This is a genomic window from Onishia taeanensis, assembly GCF_900100755.1.
Taxonomy (GTDB): domain Bacteria; phylum Pseudomonadota; class Gammaproteobacteria; order Pseudomonadales; family Halomonadaceae; genus Onishia; species Onishia taeanensis.
This window is the reverse complement of sequence record NZ_FNCI01000001.1, coordinates 342,928-363,639: the sequence shown is the minus strand read 5'-3', so window position 1 is coordinate 363,639 and position 20,712 is coordinate 342,928. Positions and strand designations below refer to the sequence as shown.

Annotated in this window: 18 protein-coding genes; 4 read left to right on the top strand and 14 right to left on the bottom strand. The window is 64.0% G+C overall.

Translation table 11 applies throughout. The features are described 5' to 3' along the window. Positions 1 to 61: 61 nt before the first annotated feature. The 13 genes from sufB to BLR71_RS01565 form a co-directional block, all read right to left on the bottom strand. A complete protein-coding gene (gene sufB, locus BLR71_RS01625; RefSeq protein ID WP_092522422.1) occupies positions 62 to 1,504 on the bottom strand; it encodes a Fe-S cluster assembly protein SufB in 1,443 nt (480 codons plus the stop codon). A 50-nt stretch (positions 1,505 to 1,554) separates the two neighbouring features. Then, positions 1,555 to 2,022 carry an SUF system Fe-S cluster assembly regulator gene (locus tag BLR71_RS01620; protein ID WP_092522420.1) on the bottom strand — a complete coding sequence of 156 codons (468 nt, stop codon included), beginning with the start codon at positions 2,020 to 2,022 and terminating at the stop codon, positions 1,555 to 1,557. 351 nt (positions 2,023 to 2,373) lie between these two features. Then, positions 2,374 to 3,669: an adenylosuccinate synthase gene (locus BLR71_RS01615; RefSeq protein WP_092522418.1), complete on the bottom strand. Its 1,296-nt coding sequence runs from the start codon at positions 3,667 to 3,669 to the stop codon at positions 2,374 to 2,376. Between the two features lie 52 nt (positions 3,670 to 3,721). Further along, positions 3,722 to 4,903, bottom strand: coding sequence for an ATP phosphoribosyltransferase regulatory subunit (locus tag BLR71_RS01610; RefSeq protein WP_092522416.1), 1,182 nt, complete (start codon positions 4,901 to 4,903; stop codon positions 3,722 to 3,724). Positions 4,904 to 5,176: 273 nt separating this feature from the next. Further along, a complete protein-coding gene (gene hflC / locus BLR71_RS01605; RefSeq protein WP_092522414.1) occupies positions 5,177 to 6,061 on the bottom strand; it encodes a protease modulator HflC in 885 nt (294 codons plus the stop codon). After that, complete coding sequence (hflK, locus tag BLR71_RS01600) at positions 6,061 to 7,296, bottom strand: FtsH protease activity modulator HflK (RefSeq protein ID WP_092522412.1); 1,236 nt, start codon at positions 7,294 to 7,296, stop codon at positions 6,061 to 6,063. Before hflK ends, hflC begins: the two co-directional genes overlap by 1 nt. Positions 7,297 to 7,454: 158 nt before the next feature. Then, the gene (hflX, locus tag BLR71_RS01595; RefSeq protein WP_092522410.1) at positions 7,455 to 8,771 is read right to left on the bottom strand and encodes a ribosome rescue GTPase HflX; all 1,317 of its coding nucleotides are present in this window, start codon (positions 8,769 to 8,771) and stop codon (positions 7,455 to 7,457) included. A gap of 14 nt (positions 8,772 to 8,785) precedes the next feature. Continuing rightward, positions 8,786 to 9,031, bottom strand: coding sequence for an RNA chaperone Hfq (hfq, locus tag BLR71_RS01590; RefSeq protein ID WP_092522408.1), 246 nt, complete (start codon positions 9,029 to 9,031; stop codon positions 8,786 to 8,788). Between the two features lie 127 nt (positions 9,032 to 9,158). Continuing rightward, positions 9,159 to 10,121: a tRNA (adenosine(37)-N6)-dimethylallyltransferase MiaA gene (gene miaA / locus BLR71_RS01585; protein ID WP_245696305.1), complete on the bottom strand. Its 963-nt coding sequence runs from the start codon at positions 10,119 to 10,121 to the stop codon at positions 9,159 to 9,161. Further along, entirely contained in the window at positions 10,121 to 12,103 is a 1,983-nt protein-coding gene (mutL, locus tag BLR71_RS01580) for a DNA mismatch repair endonuclease MutL (RefSeq protein WP_092522406.1), read from the bottom strand. The genes miaA and mutL overlap by 1 nt, the downstream gene beginning before the upstream one ends. Positions 12,104 to 12,204: 101 nt before the next feature. Continuing rightward, positions 12,205 to 13,662: an N-acetylmuramoyl-L-alanine amidase gene (locus BLR71_RS01575; protein WP_092522404.1), complete on the bottom strand. Its 1,458-nt coding sequence runs from the start codon at positions 13,660 to 13,662 to the stop codon at positions 12,205 to 12,207. After that, complete coding sequence (gene tsaE / locus BLR71_RS01570) at positions 13,659 to 14,144, bottom strand: tRNA (adenosine(37)-N6)-threonylcarbamoyltransferase complex ATPase subunit type 1 TsaE (protein ID WP_092522402.1); 486 nt, start codon at positions 14,142 to 14,144, stop codon at positions 13,659 to 13,661. The genes BLR71_RS01575 and tsaE overlap by 4 nt, the downstream gene beginning before the upstream one ends. After that, on the bottom strand, positions 14,122 to 15,627 hold the full coding sequence (locus BLR71_RS01565) for an NAD(P)H-hydrate dehydratase (protein ID WP_092522400.1): 1,506 nt from the start codon (positions 15,625 to 15,627) through the stop codon (positions 14,122 to 14,124). Before BLR71_RS01565 ends, tsaE begins: the two co-directional genes overlap by 23 nt. 184 nt (positions 15,628 to 15,811) lie before the next feature. Here BLR71_RS01565 and queG point away from each other — a divergent pair, with 184 nt between their 5' ends. After that, the gene (gene queG, locus BLR71_RS01560) at positions 15,812 to 16,933 is read left to right on the top strand and encodes a tRNA epoxyqueuosine(34) reductase QueG (protein WP_092522398.1); all 1,122 of its coding nucleotides are present in this window, start codon (positions 15,812 to 15,814) and stop codon (positions 16,931 to 16,933) included. An 84-nt stretch (positions 16,934 to 17,017) separates the two neighbouring features. On the opposite strand, the gene orn is transcribed toward queG, so the two are convergent. After that, on the bottom strand, positions 17,018 to 17,605 hold the full coding sequence (gene orn, locus BLR71_RS01555; RefSeq protein ID WP_092522396.1) for an oligoribonuclease: 588 nt from the start codon (positions 17,603 to 17,605) through the stop codon (positions 17,018 to 17,020). A gap of 58 nt (positions 17,606 to 17,663) precedes the next feature. Here orn and rsgA point away from each other — a divergent pair, with 58 nt between their 5' ends. The 3 genes from rsgA (at position 17,664) to asd (ending at position 20,571) form a co-directional block, all read left to right on the top strand. Then, positions 17,664 to 18,689: a small ribosomal subunit biogenesis GTPase RsgA gene (rsgA, locus tag BLR71_RS01550; RefSeq protein ID WP_092522394.1), complete on the top strand. Its 1,026-nt coding sequence runs from the start codon at positions 17,664 to 17,666 to the stop codon at positions 18,687 to 18,689. A gap of 130 nt (positions 18,690 to 18,819) precedes the next feature. Then, positions 18,820 to 19,650 carry a sulfurtransferase gene (locus BLR71_RS01545; protein WP_092522392.1) on the top strand — a complete coding sequence of 277 codons (831 nt, stop codon included), beginning with the start codon at positions 18,820 to 18,822 and terminating at the stop codon, positions 19,648 to 19,650. Positions 19,651 to 19,716: 66 nt separating this feature from the next. Beyond that, positions 19,717 to 20,571: an archaetidylserine decarboxylase gene (gene asd, locus BLR71_RS01540; protein WP_092522390.1), complete on the top strand. Its 855-nt coding sequence runs from the start codon at positions 19,717 to 19,719 to the stop codon at positions 20,569 to 20,571. The last annotated feature ends 141 nt before the right edge of the window (positions 20,572 to 20,712 follow it).

Here is a 20,712-nt window from a genome sequence, read left to right as displayed (position 1 = left end):
CGGGCCGCCACGCGGCCTGTAAAATTCGATGACGGATGACGTATCACTAGGCGTGCGGCACTTAGCCGACGGCACCTTCCAATGTCACGTTGAGCAGCGCTTCGGCTTCGACGGCGAACTCCATCGGCAGCTCCTGGAAGACGTCCTTGCAGAAACCGTTGACGATCATGCTGACCGCGTCTTCCTCGGAGATACCCCGGCTCTGGCAGTAGAACAGCTGATCCTCGCCGATCTTCGAGGTGGTCGCCTCGTGCTCGACGGTGGCGGAGCTATTGCCAATTTCCTGATAGGGGAAGGTGTGAGCGCCACACTGATCGCCGATCAGCAGCGAATCGCACTGGGTGAAGTTGCGCGCGCCCTTGGCCCGCGGGCCGATCTTGACCAAGCCACGATAGGACTGGTTACTGCGCCCGGCGGAAATCCCCTTGGAAATGATGCTAGAGCGGGTGCCCTCGCCGATGTGAATCATCTTGGTACCGGTATCGGCCTGCTGGCGGCCGTTGGTTACGGCGACCGAATAGAACTCACCGATGCTGTCGCGGCCGCGCAGCACGCAGGACGGGTACTTCCAGGTGATCGCCGAGCCGGTCTCGACCTGGGTCCAGCTGATCCGCGAGCGGTCACCGCGGCAATCACCGCGCTTGGTCACGAAGTTGTAGATACCGCCCTTGCCATCTTCGTCGCCCGGGTACCAGTTCTGCACCGTAGAGTACTTGATGTAGGCGTCTTCCAGCGCCACCAGCTCGACTACCGCAGCGTGCAGCTGGTTCTCGTCACGCTGAGGCGCGGTGCAGCCCTCGAGATAGGAGACCTGGGCCTGCTTCTCGCAGACGATCAGGGTGCGCTCGAACTGGCCGGTGTTGGCGGCGTTGATGCGAAAATAGGTGGAAAGCTCCATCGGGCAGGTCACGCCTTCCGGCACGAAGACGAAGGAGCCATCGGTGAAGACGGCCGAGTTGAGCGCCGCGAAGTAGTTATCGGCGGCCGGCACGACGCTGCCCAGATACTGCTTGATCAGTTCCGGGTAATCGCGAATCGCCTCGGAGATCGAGCAGAAGATCACGCCGGCTTCGGCCAGCTTGTCTTTGAAGGTGGTGGTCACGGATACCGAGTCGAAGACCGCATCCACGGCGACGCCGGCCAGTGCGGCCCGCTCGTGCAGCGGAATGCCCAACTTCTCGTAGGTTTCGAGCAGTTTGGGATCGACCTCATCCAGGCTCTGCGGGCGATCTTCGTCCTTCTTAGGTGCGCTGTAGTAGGAGATCGCCTGATAGTCGATAGGCGGATAATCCAGATGCGCCCAGGAAGGCGTCGTCATCTTCAGCCACTGATGGTAGGCCTTGAGGCGCCACTCGAGCATCCAATCCGGCTCGCCTTTCTTCTTCGAGATGAAGGCGATGGTGTTCTCATCGAGGCCAGGCGGCATCGTGTCGCTTTCGATGTCAGTCACGAACCCTTGGGTATATTCGCGACGGACAAGCTGCTCCATTTCTTCACTTGCCATGGTCTGTCTCCTCCCGGGCAATTGGAATCGAGGGATCCGGGCGTTTTACGTTAGCGACCGGCCTCGCTGGCCAGGGTCACGGATTGAATGGGAAGCCTGACCGGTAACTTGATCGGCGTGGTTTCGGCCAGATGCGCCAGGGTCACGCTGTCGAGCAGGGTGCGTACGGCGAGTGACACCCGCTGCCAGTTGTCGGACACCCCGCAGGTCGCGGCCAACTCGCAGTCGCCGTCGTCCTGGCTGCACTCGGTCATCGCTACCGGGCCTTCGATCGCGGTGATGATATCGATGGCGCTAATCTGGGACGCGGGCCGCGCCAGGCGATAGCCGCCCTGGGAGCCGCGCTGAGACAGCAAAAGCCCGGCGCGAACCAGCATCTTCAGGGTCTTGCTCACCGTCGGGTGCGGCAGTTGAACCGCCTCGGCCAACTCCGCTGCGGCATGCGGCTGCTCCGGATGACGAGCGATCTGCGCCATGACCACGGCGGCGTAATCGGTCAAACGGGACAGTTTCAGCATGGCGGCACTCCTTGTGCGCAAAAGCGCGGTGGCGGTCTGCCTGGCGAGGTAACCTCGGATTGAGGACCATTTTAGTCCTGTATAATCCCGATGTGAAGCCTCCCCATCCGTCTTCGCAGGCTTATCGGCGGATCGCAGCACGATCGGCACCGATGGCATCAATAATGACAATTATTATCATTTGTGGCGAATCCGCCCTGCCCTGCACAGGAAGGCTTTCTCACCCGCCCCGTTTGACCGCCCTCACAGCCACACCTATCCCAAGTGCCCAGACATGAAACGCAAACACCCCCGCCAGGAAGCCCGGCGAGGGTGTCATCGCTCGATCAGCGCTTGGTCAAGCGCAATCGATCAGGCGTCGAACGGGTTACGCAGAACGATGGTCTCGTTACGATCCGGTCCGGTAGAGATGATATCGATAGGCGTGCCCACCTGCTCTTCCAGGAAGCGGATATAGCCACGGGCATTGTCCGGCAGATCCTCGACACGCTTGATGCCCAGGGTCGACTCGCTCCAGCCCGGCAGATCGTGGTAGAGCGGCTCGATGGCTTCATAGCCTTCGGAGTCCACCGGCGTGTCCAGCACGTCGCCATCTTTGCTGCGATAGCCGATGCAGACGCGGATGTTCTCCAGGCCATCGAGCACGTCGAGCTTGGTCAGGCAGAGGCCAGACACCGAGTTGATCTGCACCGCATGGCGCAGCGCAACGGCATCGAACCAGCCGCAGCGGCGCGCGCGGCCGGTGGTCGCGCCGAATTCGTGACCTTTCTCGGCCAGGTGGCGACCGTGATCATCGAAGAGCTCGGTGGGGAACGGACCGGAACCGACACGCGTGGTGTAGGCCTTGGTGATACCCAGCACGTAATCGAGATACAGCGGGCCAACGCCGGAGCCGGTGGCGGTGCCGCCAGCCGTGGTGTTGGAGCTGGTCACGAATGGATAGGTGCCGTGGTCGATATCCAGCAGCGAGCCCTGAGCACCCTCGAAGAGAATGTTCTCGCCGGCCTTGCGGAAGTCGTGGACCAAGCCAACGGTGTCGCAGACCATCGGGCGCAGGTCTTCGCCCATCTGCATGGCCTCGTCGAGGACTTCCTGGAAATTGACCGGCTCTTCACCGTGATACTTGGTCAGCACGAAGTTGTGATAGTCCAGCACCTCGCCGAGCTTTGACGCGAAGCGCTCACGGTGCTGCAGATCGCCCAGACGCAGACCGCGACGTGCGACCTTGTCTTCATAGGCCGGGCCGATACCGCGACCGGTGGTGCCGATCTTGGCCACGCCGCGCGCCTTCTCGCGAGCCTGATCCAAGCGTACGTGATAGGACAGGATCAGCGGGCAGGCCGGCGACAGACGCAGGCGCTCGCGCACCGGAACGCCCTTGGCTTCCAGTTCGCGGATTTCCTTGATCAGCGCCTCCGGCGACAGCACGACGCCGTTGCCGATCACACAGGTCTTGTCGTCCCGCAGAATACCCGACGGAATCAGGTGCAGGACGGTTTTTTCACCGTCGATGACCAGCGTATGGCCGGCATTGTGACCGCCTTGGAAGCGCACCACCGCAGCGGCCGATTCGGTCAGCAGGTCGACGACCTTGCCCTTGCCTTCGTCACCCCACTGGGTGCCCAGTACGACTACGTTCTTGCCCATTGCTCTCGTCTCTTGATCAAAGAATCCGTCAATCGAAGCCTCATCGCCGGCCTCAAGCCAGGTGAGACACCTGCCAGTCATCGCCCATGCGCACCAGTTGGCGATCGCAGCGGTGCTCGGCCGGCCCGGTACGCTGACCTGGCAGGGCCTGCACGACACGCTCGCCGGCTTCGCGCAAGCCTTGCACCGCCTGGGCTAGGCCCGGCGCATCGTCGGCCGGCGCCCAGATACCGTCGCAGGGAGGCTGCTGCTCATCCAGGGTCGCCAGTAGCTTGAGGTCCATCGAGAAACCGGTGGCCGGACGCGCACGCCCAAAGGCCCGCCCCGTATCGTCATAGCGGCCGCCCTTGGCCAACGCCTGGCCGTAGCCCGGCACATAGGCGGCGAACATCATGCCGGTGTGGTATTCATAGCCGCGCAGCTCGGCAAGGTCGATGTAGATATCGAGCTGCGGGTCGGCCGCCGCCACGCCTTCGCACAGCGCCGCCAGTTGGTCGAGGGCAGCGCCGACTGACGCCGGCGCCTCGGCGAAAGCGCTGCGCGCCTCATCGAGCACTTCGCGACCGCCGTGCAGCTCGACCAGCGCCAGGAACATCTCGGCCAGGGCCGGGTCCTTGACGCTTGATTCGACGCAGGCGGCAAGCTCACCCGGCGACTTGAGCTCCAGGGCCGCGAAGATAGCGCGCTCCTCGGCATGCCCGAGTTCGGCGGCCTGCACCAGGCTGCGATAGAGGCCGATATGGCCAAGCGCCAGGTGGACTTCAGCGGCGCCGGCCGCCTTGACGCTACCCAGCGCCAGGCGAAGGATTTCCAGGTCCGCCTCGAGGCCGGCATGGCCGAACAGTTCGACGCCTACCTGCACCGGGCTGCGGCTTCCCTGGTGCTGGTCGGACTTGGCCCGCAGCACGTTGGTGCAATAGCAAAGTCGCACGGGGCCCTGGCGCTTCAACGAGTGGGCGTCCATGCGCGCCACCTGAGGCGTGACGTCGGCACTGGCGCCCATCATGCGTCCGGTGAGCTGGTCGGTCAGCTTGAAAGTCTGCAGGTCGAGGTCGGTACCGGTGCCGGTCAGCAACGAGTCCAGAAACTCGAGGGGGGGCGGCATCACCTGGTCATACCCCCAGCGATGGTAGAGGTCGAGCAACGCCCGACGCAGCTCTTCCATGCGCGCCGCCTGGGGCGGCAACACTTCATCCATGCCGTCGGGGAGCAACCAGCGGTCAGCGATGGTCATGTTCTGTCCTGCCAAGGTTGAATGGCCTATCCGGGCGTCGACCGGGATCACGAAGCCTTATGCAGGCCACGACTTCCGCGCCTCTTGGATCGCATGATCCAGGCAAGCGGCGTCGCATGCCCCGTGGAAACGCCCACAAAAAAACCGGGCAACGCCCGGTATAGGGATTCTACCACGTTTGCCTGTGTGATGAACCCTGAGCGGGGCACAGATCGCCCCGCTCACTGCACTGTGCATGCAGGATCACGCTAGCGTGGCTTCACGCCAGCGCTATCATTCCCCGCCTTGCGGTGACGGGCTCTTCAGATAGCGGAAGAAATCGCTCGACGGGTCGAGCACCATCATGTTTCCACCGCCGCTGAAGCTCTGGCGATAGGCATCGAGGCTGCGCCAGAAGGAGTAGAACTCCTCGTCCTGCTGATAGGCATCCGAGTAGATCGCAGCGGCCTCGGCATCACCCTCACCGCGCAGGGTTTCAGAGCGCGACTGGGCCTGCGCCAAGAGCACCTGGCGACGACGGTCGGCATTGGCGCGAATACGCTCGGCCTCTTCCTGACCCTGTGCGCGCCATTCCCGCGCCTGACGCTCACGCTCGGAGCGCATGCGCGAATAGACCGCCGACGAGACGTCTTCCGGCAGGTCGATACGCTTGACGCGAATGTCGCGAATCGCCACACCCAGCTCTTCGCGCATCAGCTTGTCGAGCTCCTCGGTCGGCGTGGTCATCAGGTCATCGCGACGCTCGGAGATAATCTGCTGCAGGTTCAAGCGACCGAACTCGTTACGTAGGCTCTCGTCGACGCGAGGCTGAATCAGGCGCACGGCCATCATCTCGTCACCGGCAGTGGCCTCGTAGTAGCGGGTCGGGTTGACCACCTGCCACTTCACGTAGGAGTCGACGATGACCGCTTTCTGCTCGAGTGTCAGATAGCGGCTGGCGTCGGTATCCAGCGTCAGCACACGGGTATCGAAGGTCCGCACCGTTTGGGTGATCGGCACCTTCACGTGCAGGCCAGGCTGAATATTCTCCTCGACGACCTCACCAAAGCGCAGCTTCACGGCACGTTCGGTTTCATCGACGATGTACAGGCTATTACTGGCCAACCAGGCGACGGCAGCGAGACCGCCGACGATCAGCAGGGAGCGATTATTGATCATTACCGGCCCTCCCTCTGGATACCGCTGGTGCTATTGCTGGAACTTGAACTGCGATTGGACTGCTGGCCCTGGCTGCGCAGGCGATCCAGCAGCTGAGGGTCGACTTCCTGAGCATTGGCATCCTGATTGTTCTGGCCGTTCTGCCCCGACTGGTTCGAGCGCAGTTTATCCAGCGGCAAGTACATCATCGGGCTCGATTCGGCATCGACCAGCACCTTGTCGGTACGGCCCAAGACCTCGCTCATGGTATCCAGGTAGAGACGCTCACGCATCACGCCCGGCGCACCCTCGTACTGGGTCAGCAGCGAGTTGAAGCGGTTGGCCTTACCTTGCGCCTCGGCTACGACCGATTCGCGATACCCCTGGCCCTGTTCGATCAGGCGCTGCGCCTGACCCTGAGCGGCGGGAATGATCGCATTGGCATACGCCATGGCTTCGTTGATGGTGCGCTGGCGGTCCTCGCGAGCACGGATAACGTCATCGAAGGCGTCCTGCACAGCATCGGGCGGCGCAGTCGATTCGATGTTGATGGTCTGCAAGAGCAGACCGGTGCCATAGCTGTCCAGGTAGGACTGCAGACGGCTGCTTACCGCACTGCCGAGAATCTCACGACCGGAGGTCAGGATATCGATCATCTCGGTGCCGCCAACCACATGGCGCAGAGCGGAATCCAACGCATTCTCGAGGCTCACCTCGGGGTTGCGGACATTGAGCACGAAGTCGCGCGGATTGGCGACTTGATACTGGGCCGAGATCTCGACAGAGACGATGTTCTCGTCCTCGGTCAGCATCGACTGGGTCTGAGTCAGTGAACGCACGCGGGTCACGTTGACCATGCGCACGTCATCCACCAGCGGCGGATTCCAGTGCAGACCGGGAGTGACGATCTCCTGGAACTTGCCGAAACGCAGCACCACGCCACGCTCGGACTGGTCGACCAGATAGAACCCGGAGGCTGCCCATACGGCCAACGCGATCACGATCAGAAGCCCAGGCAGAGCGAAGGTGTTACGACGACCGCCACCTGGCTTGCCACCGCCGCCACCGCTGCGCTTGCCGCGGCCGCCGAGCAGGCTATTGATCTTGTCCTGGAATTTCTTCAGGGCTTCATCGAGGTCGGGAGGCCCCTGATTGTTGCCCCCACCACCATTATTGCCGCCGCCATTACCGCCGCGTCGGCCGCCCCCACTCCAGGGGTCATGCTGCTTGCCGCCACCAGGCTCATTCCAAGCCATACGTATTCTCCACTCTGCGTTGACTGCGTCGAGGGTCGAGGCGTTCACGCCTCGACCCGACATGCGATGGGATCGTCATGTCCTGTTCGGTGCCCCGGCCATCCTGCCGGCAGCGTCAAACCGCCATCTTGCCCTCAATGGCGGGTATCAGAAAACCCTCAAGGCTCCCAGACCGGCTTTTCCTGCTCTTCGGGAGGCAGATAGGCATCGGCTTTCTCGCCGAGGCGGGCCATCAGCTGCATGAATTCGCGCCTGGGGAGGCGGATATCGAGCAGCGAGCGCCCCTGCTCATCGAAATGCTCCTCGCGCACGGCACCCAGCTCATGCAGGCCGGCACGCAGCTTGCCTTGTTCTGGCGAGAGCGCCAGAGAGGTATCCAGCACGTCCTCGGCGAGACACTCGGAAAGCGCCTGCTGCAACAGATCGAGCCCCAGGCCCTTCTGCGCCGAGACCCAGACCGATATCGGACGCCCCTCGCCGTCGCGCTCGATGCGGGGTGCGCTGTCGAACAGGTCGATCTTGTTCATCACCTTCAGGCACGGCACCTCGTCGGCACCGATTTCCTCGAGCACTTCTTCGACCTGGGACACGTTGAGTTCACGGTCCGGGTCGGCGGCATCGATCACATGCACCAGCAGGCTGGCCTCGGCGGCCTCCTGCAGGGTGGCACGAAAGGCTTCGACCAGCTTGTGCGGCAGGTGGCGGATGAAGCCAACGGTATCGGCGAGCACCACCGGCCCCACATCGTCGATCTCGAGCCGGCGCAGGGTCGGGTCGAGCGTGGCGAAGAGCTGGTCGGCCGCATAGACGCTGGACTCGGTCACGCTATTGAACAGCGTGGACTTACCGGCGTTGGTGTAGCCCACCAGGGAAACGCTGGGGATCTCTGCCCTGGCGCGCGCGCGGCGATTCTGCTCGCGCTGGGAGCGCACCTTGTCGAGCCGTTTATGGATCGACTTGATACGCCCGCGCAGCAGGCGACGGTCGGTCTCGAGCTGGGTTTCACCCGGCCCGCGCAGACCGATACCGCCCTTCTGGCGCTCGAGGTGGGTCCAGCCGCGCACCAGGCGCGTGGACATGTACTCGAGCTGGGCCAGCTCGACCTGCAGCTTGCCTTCATGAGTGCGCGCGCGCTGGGCGAAGATATCGAGAATCAGCCCAGTACGATCGAGCACCCGGCACTTCAATGCCTGCTCGACATTGCGCTGCTGGGAAGGGCTCAAAGCATGGTTGAAGATCACCAGTTCGGCGTGGTGAATCTCGCGTAGCTCCTTGAGCTCCTCGAGCTTGCCACTACCGATGAAGGTGCGGGAATCAGGCCGACTCCGGCTGCCCTGCATCAGGGTAGCCGGCTCGGCGCCAGCGGAGCGCACAAGCTCGAGAAATTCTCCCGGGTCTTCGCGCTCCTTCTCGTCCTGGAAGTCTACATGGACGAGGATCGCCGTCTCTCCGGCGTCGGGACGTTCGAAAAACAATCAATACCTCGTGATCAGCTTTCCTGGGCCACCGCAGTATCTTGGGCGGGCAGGCGCACGTTGCGCGACGGCACGACCGTCGAGATTGCGTGCTTGTATACCATCTGGCTAACGGTATTGCGCAGCAGGATCACAAACTGATCGAAGGACTCGATCTGTCCCTGCAGCTTGATACCGTTGACCAAAAAGATCGATACCGGAATGCGCTCCTTGCGCAGAATATTCAGGTACGGGTCTTGGAGGGATTGCCCCTTGGACATTTTGCTCTCCCTAATCTGTCTCTTAACTGATGTCATTTTTATCGGCTTCGGCACGGCGTTTGCCGTTCCTCGGCACGGATAGTGTGCGGTTCGAAAAGTGCGAACCAATCCAACCGTCTATCTTACGCTATGTCCTGCACTGGCGCACGAGATTCAGAACCTCTTCGAGCGGGTCGGCGCCCTGGCTATCGACCCAATGCAGGTCGGGCCAGCGGCGCAGCCAAGTCAGCTGACGCTTGGCCAACTGACGGGTGGCAATCACACCTCGCTCGCGAAACGCGTCCCAGCCGTAGCAACCGTCCAGATGCTCCCAGGCCTGCCGGTAGCCGACGCTTTTCATCGACGGCAGCCCCGGGTGCAGGTCGCCCCGCTCGCGCAGGGCAGCAACCTCGTTGAGAAAATCGCCCGCCAGCATGGCATCGAAACGCTCGGCGATGCGGGCATGGAGCACGGCACGATCGCCGGGCGCCACGGCGATTGACAACGTACGGTAGGGAAAGGTTTCACGACGCTGCTCATCCCAGAGCTCCGTCATCGCACGACCGCTGATGCGCTGCACCTCCAGCGCCCGCATCAGCCGCTGGGGATCGTTGACATGGATGCGCTGCGCCGATGCCGGGTCCACCTCGGCGAGCGCCGCATGCACGGCGGCAAGCCCACCCTCGGCGGCCAGTGCCTCGATGCCGGCGCGCACCTCGGGGTCGCTGCTCGGCAGGTTGGCCACCCCCTCGGTTAGATGCTTGTAATACATCATGGTGCCGCCGACCAGCAGCGGGATACTGCCGGCCGCGCTGATGGCGGCCATTTCGCGCAGGGCATCCTGGCGAAAATCCTCCGCCGAATAGGGATCGGCCGGGTCACGAATATCGATCAACCGATGCGGCGCGCGAGCGAGTTCCTCGGCGCAGGGCTTGGCGGTGCCGATATCCATGCCACGATAGACCATCGCCGAATCGACGCTGATCAGCTCGCAGCCCAGGCGCTCGTGCAACTCGATGGCGAGATCGGTCTTGCCGGCGGCGGTGGGGCCCATCAGCAGAATCGCCAGCGGGCGGTTGTCCACCTCGCCGGCCGGTGTCATGGCGCTCATCATTGCCCCCGCAGGAAACGCTTGTCGAGCTCGTGCATCGACATTTCGAACCAGGTCGGGCGACCGTGATTGCACTGACCGCTGCGCTCGGTGCGCTCCATGTCTCGCAGCAGGGCGTTCATTTCGGCGATCGACAGCCGCCGGTTGGCGCGCACGCTGCCATGGCAGGCCATGGTCGAGAGCAGCTCGTTGATATGGGCCTCGAGGCGATCCGAACGGCCGTAGCGCTCGAGATCGCCCAGCATGTCGCGAATCAGCGGCTCGACATCGGCATCGGCGAGCAGGGTCGGCACCTGGCGCACCAGCAGCGTCTCGGGGCCAGCAACGTCCAGTTCCACGCCCAGCCGCGCAAAGGCCTCACGCTCCGATTCCGCGGTGGCCACCTCGGCGGGACTCGCCGCCAGCGAGACCGGCACCAGCAGCGGCTGCGCCTCGATGGCATCGCCGTGCACCTGCGTCTTCATGCGCTCATAGGTGATGCGCTCATGGGCCGCATGCATGTCCACGACCACCATGCCCCGCTCGGTCTGAGAGAGAATATAAACGCCGTGAAGTTGAGCCACGGCATAGCCCATGGGCGGCGCCTGGGTGGCATCGTCGTCGGGCATCGGCGGTGCCGGCGCTCGCGAGGCCTTGGCCTCTTCTCGCTCGGCGAGTGCCGTACCGGCGGCCACGCCGCCCGGCGGCGTGGTCTGCGGGGTCAAGAGGCTCTCTTCGTGATCCGGGTGCAGGGCGTGGTAGCCCGCCATGAACTCGCGCACCTTGTTGGCGCCGGGGTGGCGCTCGTCGCTTGATGGGCGCAGCGCCATGGGCTGCTGCTGCCAACGGCCGGCATCACCAGGCCCGCTCGCCGCGCCTTCCCCTGGGCCCGCCTGAGGGGCTCCCAGGGCGCCGTTCTCAGTGCCCACTGCCGACGCAGCGCCTGTCTCTGTCGCCGCTTCATCGGCACCGGCGGCATCGCTGTTGGGGCGCACTTCACCCAGCGCCCGGTGCAGGCTCGAGAACAGGAAATCATGCACCAGCCGGCCATCGCGGAAGCGCACCTCGTGCTTGGTGGGGTGCACATTGACATCGACCACCGAGGGGTCGAGCTCCAGATAGAGCACGAACACCGGGTGGCGACCGTGGAAGAGCACGTCGCGATAAGCCTGACGAACCGCGTGGGCCACCAGGCGATCGCGCACCACTCGGCCATTGACGAAAAAATACTGCTGATCGGCCTGGGCGCGGGAATGCGTTGGCAGCCCCACCCAGCCCCACAGCCGCAGGCCGCTGGCCTCAATATCCAGATGCAGGGCGTTTTCCAGGAACTTGTTGCCAAGCAGCGCGCCGATGCGACGCTCCCGTGACGCCCCGTCATCGCCGGGGCGAAGCTGATGCAGGGTCTTCTGGTTATGCCGCAGCGTCCAGCCAATGTCGAAGCGCGACAGGGCCAGGCGGCGGAAACTTTCTTCCACGTGCCCGAACTCGGTCTTTTCGGTGCGCAGGAACTTGCGCCGCGCCGGGGTGTTGAAGAACAGGTCGCGGACGATGACCGAGGTACCGCGAGGATGCGGCGCCGGCGTAACCCGAGGCTCCATGCGCCGCCCCTCGGCCACGACCCGCCAGCCCTCGCGCGGATCGTCGGTGACGTTCGAGGTCAGCTCCAGCCGCGACACCGCGCTGATCGACGCCAGCGCCTCGCCGCGAAACCCCAGGCTCGCCACCCCTTCCAGGTCATCGAGCGAGGTGATCTTGCTGGTCGCATGGCGTGCCAGCGCCAGCGGCAAGTCACCCTCGCCGATGCCCGAGCCATCGTCGCGCACCTTGATCAGCCGCGCGCCGCCCGCCTCTAGCTCCAGTTCGATACGACGGCTGCCGGCATCGATGGCGTTCTCGACGAGCTCCTTGATCACCGAAGCCGGGCGCTCGACCACCTCACCGGCGGAAATCTGGTTGGCCAGGCGCGGATCGAGCACCTGGATGGCATGCCTGTCTGTCATAGCCTCTCTTCAGTACGCATATTCAGTACATGTCTTTTAGTACATGTCTTTCAGTATCTGGAATATCTGGAAAGGGTCGCCTTGCACCGCCACCTGGCGCCTCATGAACGCGGAATGCGCAGCACCTGGCCCACCCGGATATTATCGCCGTCGATCTGGTTGACCTGCTTGAGCATGGCAACCGGCACCTGATGGCGGGCGGCGATTTCCGAGAGGGTATCGCCGGGCTGGATGCGGTACTCGTTACTGGCCTGCCCCCGCCCCTGGTCGCGTTGCCAGGCCAGCAGGCTGCCCGGTGGCGGGTTACGGGTGAAGTGCGCCTCGATCCCGGAGAAGACGGCCTGCGCCAGCTTGCGTTGGTGCGAAGCGTCACTCAATCGGCGCTCTTCCTGAGGGTTCGAGATGAAGCCCGTTTCGACCAATAGCGACGGGATATCCGGCGACTTCAGCACCACGAAACCCGCCTGCTCGACCCGGGGCTTATGCAGAGGATTGACCTGTTTGAGGCGATCGAGCACCTGGCCCCCGATGGACAGGGAGTCATTGAGCGTCGCCGTCATGGTCAGGTCGAGCAGCACGCCACGCAGGACTTCGTCCTTGTCGCGCAGCGACAGGTTGCCGTCGACCCCGCCGATCAAGTCGGCACGGTTCTCGCTGTTGGCGAGCCATTTGGCGGTCTCGGACGTCGCGCCACGCTGGGACAACGCAAACACCGAGCTGCCATTGGGCCTGGCACTCGAGAAGGCATCGGCGTGAATCGAGACGAAGAAGTCGGCCTTCTGTTCGCGGGCGATACGCGTCCGCTCTCTGAGGCCGACATAATAGTCGCCGTCGCGGATCATCACCGCACGGAACCCTGGCGTTGCATCGATAATGCGCTTCAGGGAACGGGCGATATCCAGCACGACATCCTTCTCGCGTGTGCCACGACTGCCGATCGCGCCCGGATCTTCCCCGCCGTGACCGGCATCCACCGCGATGATGATGTCGCGCTTGGGATGCGGCGTGGCCTTGGCCTGAGCCGTCGCCTCAGGCTGCTGGGCGCCCTGCTCCTGAGCGCGAATCATGTCCTCGATCGGGTCCTTGACGGCGCTCTCGCCCGGGTACTCGAGATCCACCACCAGGCGGTTGCCATACTGGTCGTTGGGGCTCAGGGAAAAATGGCGCGGCTCGACGCGACGCTCGAGGTCCAGCACCACGCGCAGGTCGTTACCGCCACGAACCCCCGTGCGCACCGACGTGATGGCACTGCCGTCAAGGTTCAGCGACGCGCTGTCGGTCTGGAGCTTGCTGTCAGCAAGATCGATCACCAGGCGGTCGGGGTTTTCCAAGGTGAAAACGTTCGCATCGACCGGCGAGGACAGATCGAACACCAGCCGGGCATGATCGGGTGCCGCCCAGAGACGCATGTTGTCGACGTCGGCGGCCAAGGCCGAGCCCGTCTGGACGCACCAGACCACAGCCAGGAGCAGCGCACTACTGGTGATGCGCTTCGCGGTACTGGCCGTGCGCTTCAGGTAGCGCCGCCCGACGCCTGAAAGGGTAGCAATCACATTCATGGTGTCGTCGAAACATCCTTATTAGTGGCCCAATCAGCGAGTCGCTCAAGCACCGCTCGGCCTATCTCACTGCCGGCCTCGAGCGAAGCGCTGCGACCGGCGGGCAACACCTCGAGACGGATGCGCAGATCAGGCGCCGGCAGCCAGCCCGCGCCGCGACTCGGCCACTCGATCAGGCTCAACTGATCATCGCCCAAGAGATCTCGGGCACCCATGAATTCGAGCTCTTCGGGATCGCCCAGCCGGTAAAGGTCGAAGTGCTGTATATGGACGTCGCCGAGCTCATAGGGTTCGACAAGGGTATAAGTCGGGCTCTTGACGGCTCCCTGATGGCCGTATGCACGCAGTACGCCACGCGTCAAAGTCGTCTTGCCGGCACCCAGCTCACCTTCCAGATGCACCTGCCCACGGCCCTTGAGAGCCAACCCCAGGGCCTCGCCGAAGGCGACCTGCGTCTGTTCATCCGGAAGTATCACGTGCATCGTCTGTCCTGCCATTGATCAATCGTCGCGCATAGGATGCCAGATCACCGGCCAGCAAACCACGCTCCCCGCCGGCCGCCGCGGCCTGGTCGGCGGCGCGGGCGTGCACCACCACGCCAAGTTGCGCAGCCGCAGGCAGAGTGAGCCCCTGGGCGACCAAGGCCCCCAGCATGCCGGATAGCGCATCTCCCATACCGCCACTGGCCATGCCGGGGTTGCCGAAGGGACACACCGCCAAGCCGTTGCCATCGTCGACCAGACTGCCGGAGCCCTTGAGCACCACCACGCCGCCATAGCGATCGACCAGGGCCCGTGCCGCCGCGGGGCGGTCGGCCTGGACCTCTGCCCCGCTGCTTTCAAGTAGCCTCGCCGCCTCGCCGGGGTGCGGTGTCAACATCCAGTCCTCTCGCCTCAGCATGGGCCAACGGCTGACCAGCAGGGTCAAGGCATCGGCATCCAGCACCATCGGCTTGCCAGCATCCAGCGCCACCCGCAGCATGGCCTGCCCCCAGGCGCCCACGCCAAGCCCTGGGCCCACAACCAATACCGTGGCAGCATTCAGAAGCTCGCCCAGATCGTTGGCGCTGTGAATGCCATGCACCATGACCTCCGGGCAGCGCGCAAGACTCGCCGTGACGTGCTCAGGGGCCGTGGCCAGGCTCACCTTGCCGGCTCCCAGCCGCGCCGCGGTTTGACTGGCCAGCAGCGCAGCCCCGCCGAAGCCCGGCGCCCCGCCGATCACCAGCACATGGCCAAAATCGCCCTTATGGCTATCCGGGGCACGAGGCGGCAGGGCTGCCTCGACACCCAGCCGCCAGGCCGCCGGCTCGATATCGCCATGATCAAGTGACGCGATGCCCAGCGACTCGAATTGCAGCTCACCGCAGCAGGCCAGGCCGGCACCGGTCTGTAACCCCAGCTTGTCGGCAATAAAAGTGATGGTCAGACTGGCCCGCACAGCAGAGCCCAGCACCGCACCGGTGTCTGCCGAGAGCCCGGAGGGAATATCCACCGACAGCACCGGTCGCTTGCTTGCATTGATCGCCGCGATGGCCGAGACGAAGGGCTCGCGCACCTCGCCGGCAAGCCCGGTACCCAGCAGCGCATCGACGATCAGGTCGCCGTCGAGTGCGGCCTGGGGCTGCCAGGCGCTGAAGCTAACGCCGGCCTGGCGGGCCATCGTCACCGCCCGGCCGGCATCCCCCTCGAGCGACGCCGGATCGCGCAGGCTATAGAGTTGCACCTGGAGTCCATCGAGAGCCGCCAGCGCGGCGATGACATAGCCGTCGCCGGCATTGTTGCCAGCGCCACACAGCACGCTCAAATGCCTGGCCGCCGGCCAGCGCTGTCGCATACCGCGATAGGCCGCCATGGCAGCGCGCTGCATCAGCGCAAACCCTTCGATGCCCGCCGCGATGGTGCGCTTGTCCAACTCTCTTACCTGAGCGGCCCGATAAAGCGGGCGTCCTGCATCGGTCTGCATGCTTGGCTCCTCGATGACGACTCACAGAGACTAGTGTAGGGTGTGGGCGCCTGTCGCCCCATAGGTGCTTACGCCGCCCTTCGAGCCGCCAGATTCATCGCGGGCCCGGCGCTCGATCAGCGCAGGTGCTGGCCTCGTTATTCGCCCTAGTTCAGCCCTTCATTCAGCCGTGACAAAGGCTCTCATGTCGACCACTGCCTCCCCGCAAGCGCCATCAGCCCCACAGGCGCTATCCGATACCGATTTGGCTGCACTCGCCGCCAAGATCAAGGTCTGGGGCCGTGAACTGGGCTTTCAGGAGCTCGGCATCACCGATACGGATCTCTCGAACCACGAGCGCTATCTGGAGCGCTGGCTGGCAGCGGGCTATCACGGCGAGATGGGCTTCATGGAGAAGCACGGCACCAAGCGCACCCGCCCGGCAGAGCTGGTGCCCGGCACGCTGCGGGTGATCAGCGCCCGTATGGACTACCTGCCCCCAGAGGTCGAGACCACCAAGGTGCTGGGCCAGCCGGACACTGCCTATGTATCGCGTTATGCGCTGGGTCGGGACTATCACAAGTTGATCAGAAAGCGCCTGGCGACCCTTGCCAAGCGCATCGAGGCCGAAGTGGGAACCTTCGGTTACCGCGCTTTCGTCGATTCGGCTCCAGTGATGGAGCGCGCCCTGGCGCGGAAGGCCGGGCTCGGCTGGTTCGGCAAGAATGCCATGCTGCTCAACCCCAAGGCGGGCTCGCTGTTCTTCCTTGGCGAGCTCTATACCGACCTGCCGCTGCCGGCCGACGAGCCCTTCGAGAGCGAACATTGCGGCAAGTGCTCATCCTGTCGCACCGCTTGCCCCACCGGCGCCATCGTCGAGGACAAGGTCGTCGACTCCCGGCGCTGCATTTCCTACCTGACCATCGAGCTGCACGGCGCGATTCCCGAGCAATACCGGGAGGCGATGGGCAACCGGGTCTACGGCTGCGACGACTGCCAGCTGGTATGCCCGTTCACCCGCTTCACCCGGATCAGTCAGGAAGAGGACTTCGCCCCCCGCCATGACCTCGACCGCATCGAACTGACGCGGCTGTTCGCCTGGAGCGAGGAAGAGTTTCTGGACAAGACCACCGGCAGCGCGATTCGCCGCATCGGCTACGAGCGCTGGCTGCGCAACCTGGCCGTGGGGCTCGGCAACGCGCCCTGGAGCGAGACCGTGGAAGCCGCACTCAAGGCGCGGCTGGCCTACCCCTCGGACCTGGTGCGTGAGCATGTGCGCTGGGCGCTAGAGCGCCAGCGTGACAAGCGCGCTCAACGCATTATCTAGGCTCCGCACGAAACCACCTGCACTCGCCACAGGAATCCAAAAGCGCCGCCCTAGGGCGGCGCTGAATGCTTGCCGGATATCCGGTTACTCTTCTTCGTCCCGCACCAGGTTCGGCGGCTGCAAGAAGGTCCGGCGATAGTGGGCGAGCTCGGCGACGGATTCACGAATGTCATCCAGCGCCTGATGAGTCCCCTTCTTCTCGAAACCGGCAAGCGCGCCCGGATTCCAGCGCTTGGCCAGTTCCTTCAGGGTCGAGGGATCGATATTGCGATAGTGGAAGAAGGCCAGCAGCTCGGGCATCTCGCGCTCCAGAAAACGCCGGTCCTGATGCACGCTGTTGCCACACATCGGCGAACTGCCCGGCACCACGTGGGCGGCCAGGAATTCAAGCGTCTGGCGCTCGGCGGCGGCGGTATCGACCGGGCTCTGCTTGACGCGCTCGATCAGCCCCGAGGCGCCATGGGTCTTCTGGTTCCAGTCATCCATGCCGTTCAGCAAGGCATCCGGCTGATGAACGGCCAAAGCCGGGCCCTCGGCGATCAGGTTCAGTTCGCTGTCGGTGATCAGGGTGGCGATCTCGATGATGCGCTCACGATTAGGGTCCAGACCGGTCATTTCCAGATCGATCCAGATCAAGAGGTCATTACGCGGCGCGCCTTGCTCATCGGCCATGGTGGGGTGTCTCCTGGGTGGGTACAATGAAGGCCATTGTACAGACCCATGGGCCCGCATGAGCAAACGCAAGTTAACCCGCCAGCAGCGCTGGCGCATCGAGAAGATCCAGGCCGAGCGCACCAAGCGTGCCAGTCGCCACGACGTCGATGACGACGCCGCCCTAGGCGCCGGCGAATACGGCCCCGAGCGCGAAGGCCGGGTAATCGCCCACTTCGGTCGCAGCCTCGATGTCGCTGCTAGCGAAGACGGCACTCACACCCGCTGCCACCTGCGCGCCAACTTGGAAAGCCTGGTCACCGGCGACCGGGTGATCTGGCGCCTGGGAGAGGAAGGCAGTGGCGTGGTGGTCGCCCGGCGCGAGCGGGAAAACGTCCTCGAACGCCCGGATGCCCGCGGCTTGCTCAAGCCAGTGGCGGCCAATATCGACCAGATCCTGATCGTCTTTGCCGTCGAGCCCGCGCCACATGCCAACCTGATCGACCGCTACCTGGTCGCCGCCGAGGCCACCGGCATAACCCCGGTGTTGGTACTCAACAAGATCGACCTGCTGCCCGACGACGGCGGCGAGCTCAAGGCACTGCTTGACCGCTATGAAGCACTGGGCTATCCGGTGGTCGAGGCAACCACCCAGCGCCAGGACGGGCTGGATGCCCTACACGCCCGTTTGACCGAGCGAACCTCGGTATTCGTCGGCCAGAGCGGGGTCGGCAAGTCCTCGCTCATTGACCGTCTGCTGCCCGATGAAGCCTTGCGTATCGGCGCCCTGTCCGAGGATTCCCGCAAGGGCACCCATACCACGACCACCGCCCGCCTATATCGGCTGCCCTCACCTGTCGCGGATGACGGCGGCGAATTGATCGACTCGCCGGGCATTCGCGAATTTGGCCTGGGTCACCTGAGCGAGGACGAGGTCACCCAAGGGTTCATCGAGTTTCGCGACCATCTCGGCCACTGCCGCTTTCGTGACTGCCGCCACCGCCAGGAGCCCGGTTGTGCCCTGCTGGCCGCCGTTGAGCGCGGCGATATAGACGCGGCGCGCTTCGACAGCTACCGACGTATCCTTGCCAGCCTCAGTACCTAGCGCCACTGACCAAGGAAACAGACCGATGCAATGAACTGGGTGAGCCCGCTTGCCCGTCGCGCCATTAGAAACTGGCCCCGCGGCTGTGACATGATCCTGGCATTCCCTAATTCACCATGAGGCGTGACCCATGAGCTCCGAAGACAACCTGCTGCCGTTGATCGTCGAACCCGAGCAACTCGAGGCGCGGCTTGGCCACCCGGATTTATTGATCATCGATGTTGCGTCGAAGGCAGAGAGCTACCTGGAAGGCCATGTGCCCGGCGCGGTCTTTCTCGATTTCCAACACCTGCTGCTAGGCAGCGGTGAGGTGCCCAACGACACCCCGAGCGTCGAGCAGCTATCGGCATTGTTCTCCTCGCTGGGCCTTGATCGCGACACCCATGTGGTGGCCTACGACGATGAGGGCGGCGGCTGGGCCGGACGCCTGCTGTGGACCCTGGAGCTGATCGGCCACAGCCGCTATTCCTATCTCAACGGCGGCATCCATGCCTGGCGCCAAGAGGGCCTGGACACCGAGAGCACCCCCAACGAGCCCCGGCTTAGCGATTATGAGGCCGAGATACGCCACCCCGAGGTGAGCATCGACGCCGAGGGAATCCAAGAGCGTCTGAACGACAGGAATTTCGCCGTCTGGGATGCCCGCTCCCGCGCCGAATATGACGGTGAAAAGGGCCAGAACAAGCACTTGGGCCATATTCCCGGCGCGGTCAACCTGGACTGGCTGGATGTCATGGATCGCGACAACGCGCTGCGCATCCGCGACTATGCGGAGCTTGTCACCGAGCTCGAGGCCCTGGGCCTGACGCCCGACATGGACATTGTGACCCACTGCCAGAGCCATCACCGCAGCGGCCTGACCTGGCTTGCCGGCAGAGCCCTGGGCTTTACCAAGATTCGTGCCTATCCCGGTTCTTGGAAGGACTGGGGCAATCGCGACGACACCCCGATCGAGCACTGATCTATCCCCTTAGGGGACCGATCAAAGCCTGATCAACGCCTTATCGAACACCAACGGACGCCCTACGTGACACGCGACAAGCTGTTTGCCCTTATTCAGTACCCCCTGCCCCACCACCTGATTTCCCGGGTGGTGGGCTGGTTTGCCGAGACTCGCCTGAGCTGGCTTAAGAATGCCCTGATCCGCGCCTTCATCAAGCGCTTCAAGGTCGACATGGACGAGGCGGCTGAGCCAGATCCGACCGCCTATGCCTGCTTCAACGACTTCTTCACCCGCGCACTGCGCAAGGGCGCACGCCCGGTGGCCGAAGGGCTGGTCTCGCCCGCCGATGGCACCCTATCGCAGTTCGGTCGCATCCATCACGGCACCTTGATTCAGGCCAAGGGCCAGGCCTATTCGCTGACGAGCCTGCTGGGCGGCGACACCCACCTGGCGGCGCCCTTCCGCCAGGGCAGCTTTGCCACCGTCTACCTGTCGCCCAGCGACTATCATCGCGTGCATATGCCGCTGACCGGCACCCTGCGGGAGATGGTCTATGTGCCGGGACGTATTTTCTCGGTCAATCAGGCCACCGCCGACCATGTACCGGGGCTCTTCGCCCGCAACGAACGGCTGGTGTGCATCTTCGATACCGAAGAAGGGCCGCTGGCCATGGTGCTGGTGGGCGCGATGATCGTTGCGGCCATCGAGACGGTCTGGGCCGGCCAGATCACCCCGCAGAGCGATCAGGTGCAAAGCATCCGCTTCGATGAACCGATCACCCTGCAAAAAGGTGCCGAGATGGGCCGCTTCAAGCTCGGCTCGACGGTCGTGATGTGCTTCGGCCACGAGGCCAGCTTCGATGCGGCCGGGTTCGATGCCAGCGTGCGCATGGGCGAGCGTCTCGGCGAGATTCCGCATCACGCGACTCAGACCTCCTGAAGACGCCCCGGTGAGACTGCCGGGCGTGCCGACGCACCCTGGCGCAGCTTGGTGAAGCATCGCCATAATCATCAAAAACGCCCCCGCAGAGGCATCTGCGGGGGCGTTTCGTTGCTGGCCAGGAAGTTGCTGGCCTGGAAG

Bases quoted from the DNA above. Each gene is read 5' to 3' on its own strand.
- sufB (WP_092522422.1), bottom strand. From the start codon at position 1,504: ATGGCAAGTGAAGAAATGGAGCAGCTTGTCCGTCGCGAATATACCCAA.
- BLR71_RS01620 (WP_092522420.1), bottom strand. From the start codon at position 2,022: ATGCTGAAACTGTCCCGTTTGACCGATTACGCCGCCGTGGTCATGGCG.
- BLR71_RS01615 (WP_092522418.1), bottom strand. From the start codon at position 3,669: ATGGGCAAGAACGTAGTCGTACTGGGCACCCAGTGGGGTGACGAAGGC.
- BLR71_RS01610 (WP_092522416.1), bottom strand. From the start codon at position 4,903: ATGACCATCGCTGACCGCTGGTTGCTCCCCGACGGCATGGATGAAGTG.
- hflC (WP_092522414.1), bottom strand. From the start codon at position 6,061: ATGATCAATAATCGCTCCCTGCTGATCGTCGGCGGTCTCGCTGCCGTC.
- hflK (WP_092522412.1), bottom strand. From the start codon at position 7,296: ATGGCTTGGAATGAGCCTGGTGGCGGCAAGCAGCATGACCCCTGGAGT.
- hfq (WP_092522408.1), bottom strand. From the start codon at position 9,031: ATGTCCAAGGGGCAATCCCTCCAAGACCCGTACCTGAATATTCTGCGC.
- miaA (WP_245696305.1), bottom strand. From the start codon at position 10,121: ATGAGCGCCATGACACCGGCCGGCGAGGTGGACAACCGCCCGCTGGCG.
- mutL (WP_092522406.1), bottom strand. From the start codon at position 12,103: ATGACAGACAGGCATGCCATCCAGGTGCTCGATCCGCGCCTGGCCAAC.
- BLR71_RS01575 (WP_092522404.1), bottom strand. From the start codon at position 13,662: ATGAATGTGATTGCTACCCTTTCAGGCGTCGGGCGGCGCTACCTGAAG.
- tsaE (WP_092522402.1), bottom strand. From the start codon at position 14,144: ATGCACGTGATACTTCCGGATGAACAGACGCAGGTCGCCTTCGGCGAG.
- BLR71_RS01565 (WP_092522400.1), bottom strand. From the start codon at position 15,627: ATGCAGACCGATGCAGGACGCCCGCTTTATCGGGCCGCTCAGGTAAGA.
- queG (WP_092522398.1), top strand. From the start codon at position 15,812: ATGTCGACCACTGCCTCCCCGCAAGCGCCATCAGCCCCACAGGCGCTA.
- orn (WP_092522396.1), bottom strand. From the start codon at position 17,605: ATGGCCGATGAGCAAGGCGCGCCGCGTAATGACCTCTTGATCTGGATC.
- rsgA (WP_092522394.1), top strand. From the start codon at position 17,664: ATGAGCAAACGCAAGTTAACCCGCCAGCAGCGCTGGCGCATCGAGAAG.
- BLR71_RS01545 (WP_092522392.1), top strand. From the start codon at position 18,820: ATGAGCTCCGAAGACAACCTGCTGCCGTTGATCGTCGAACCCGAGCAA.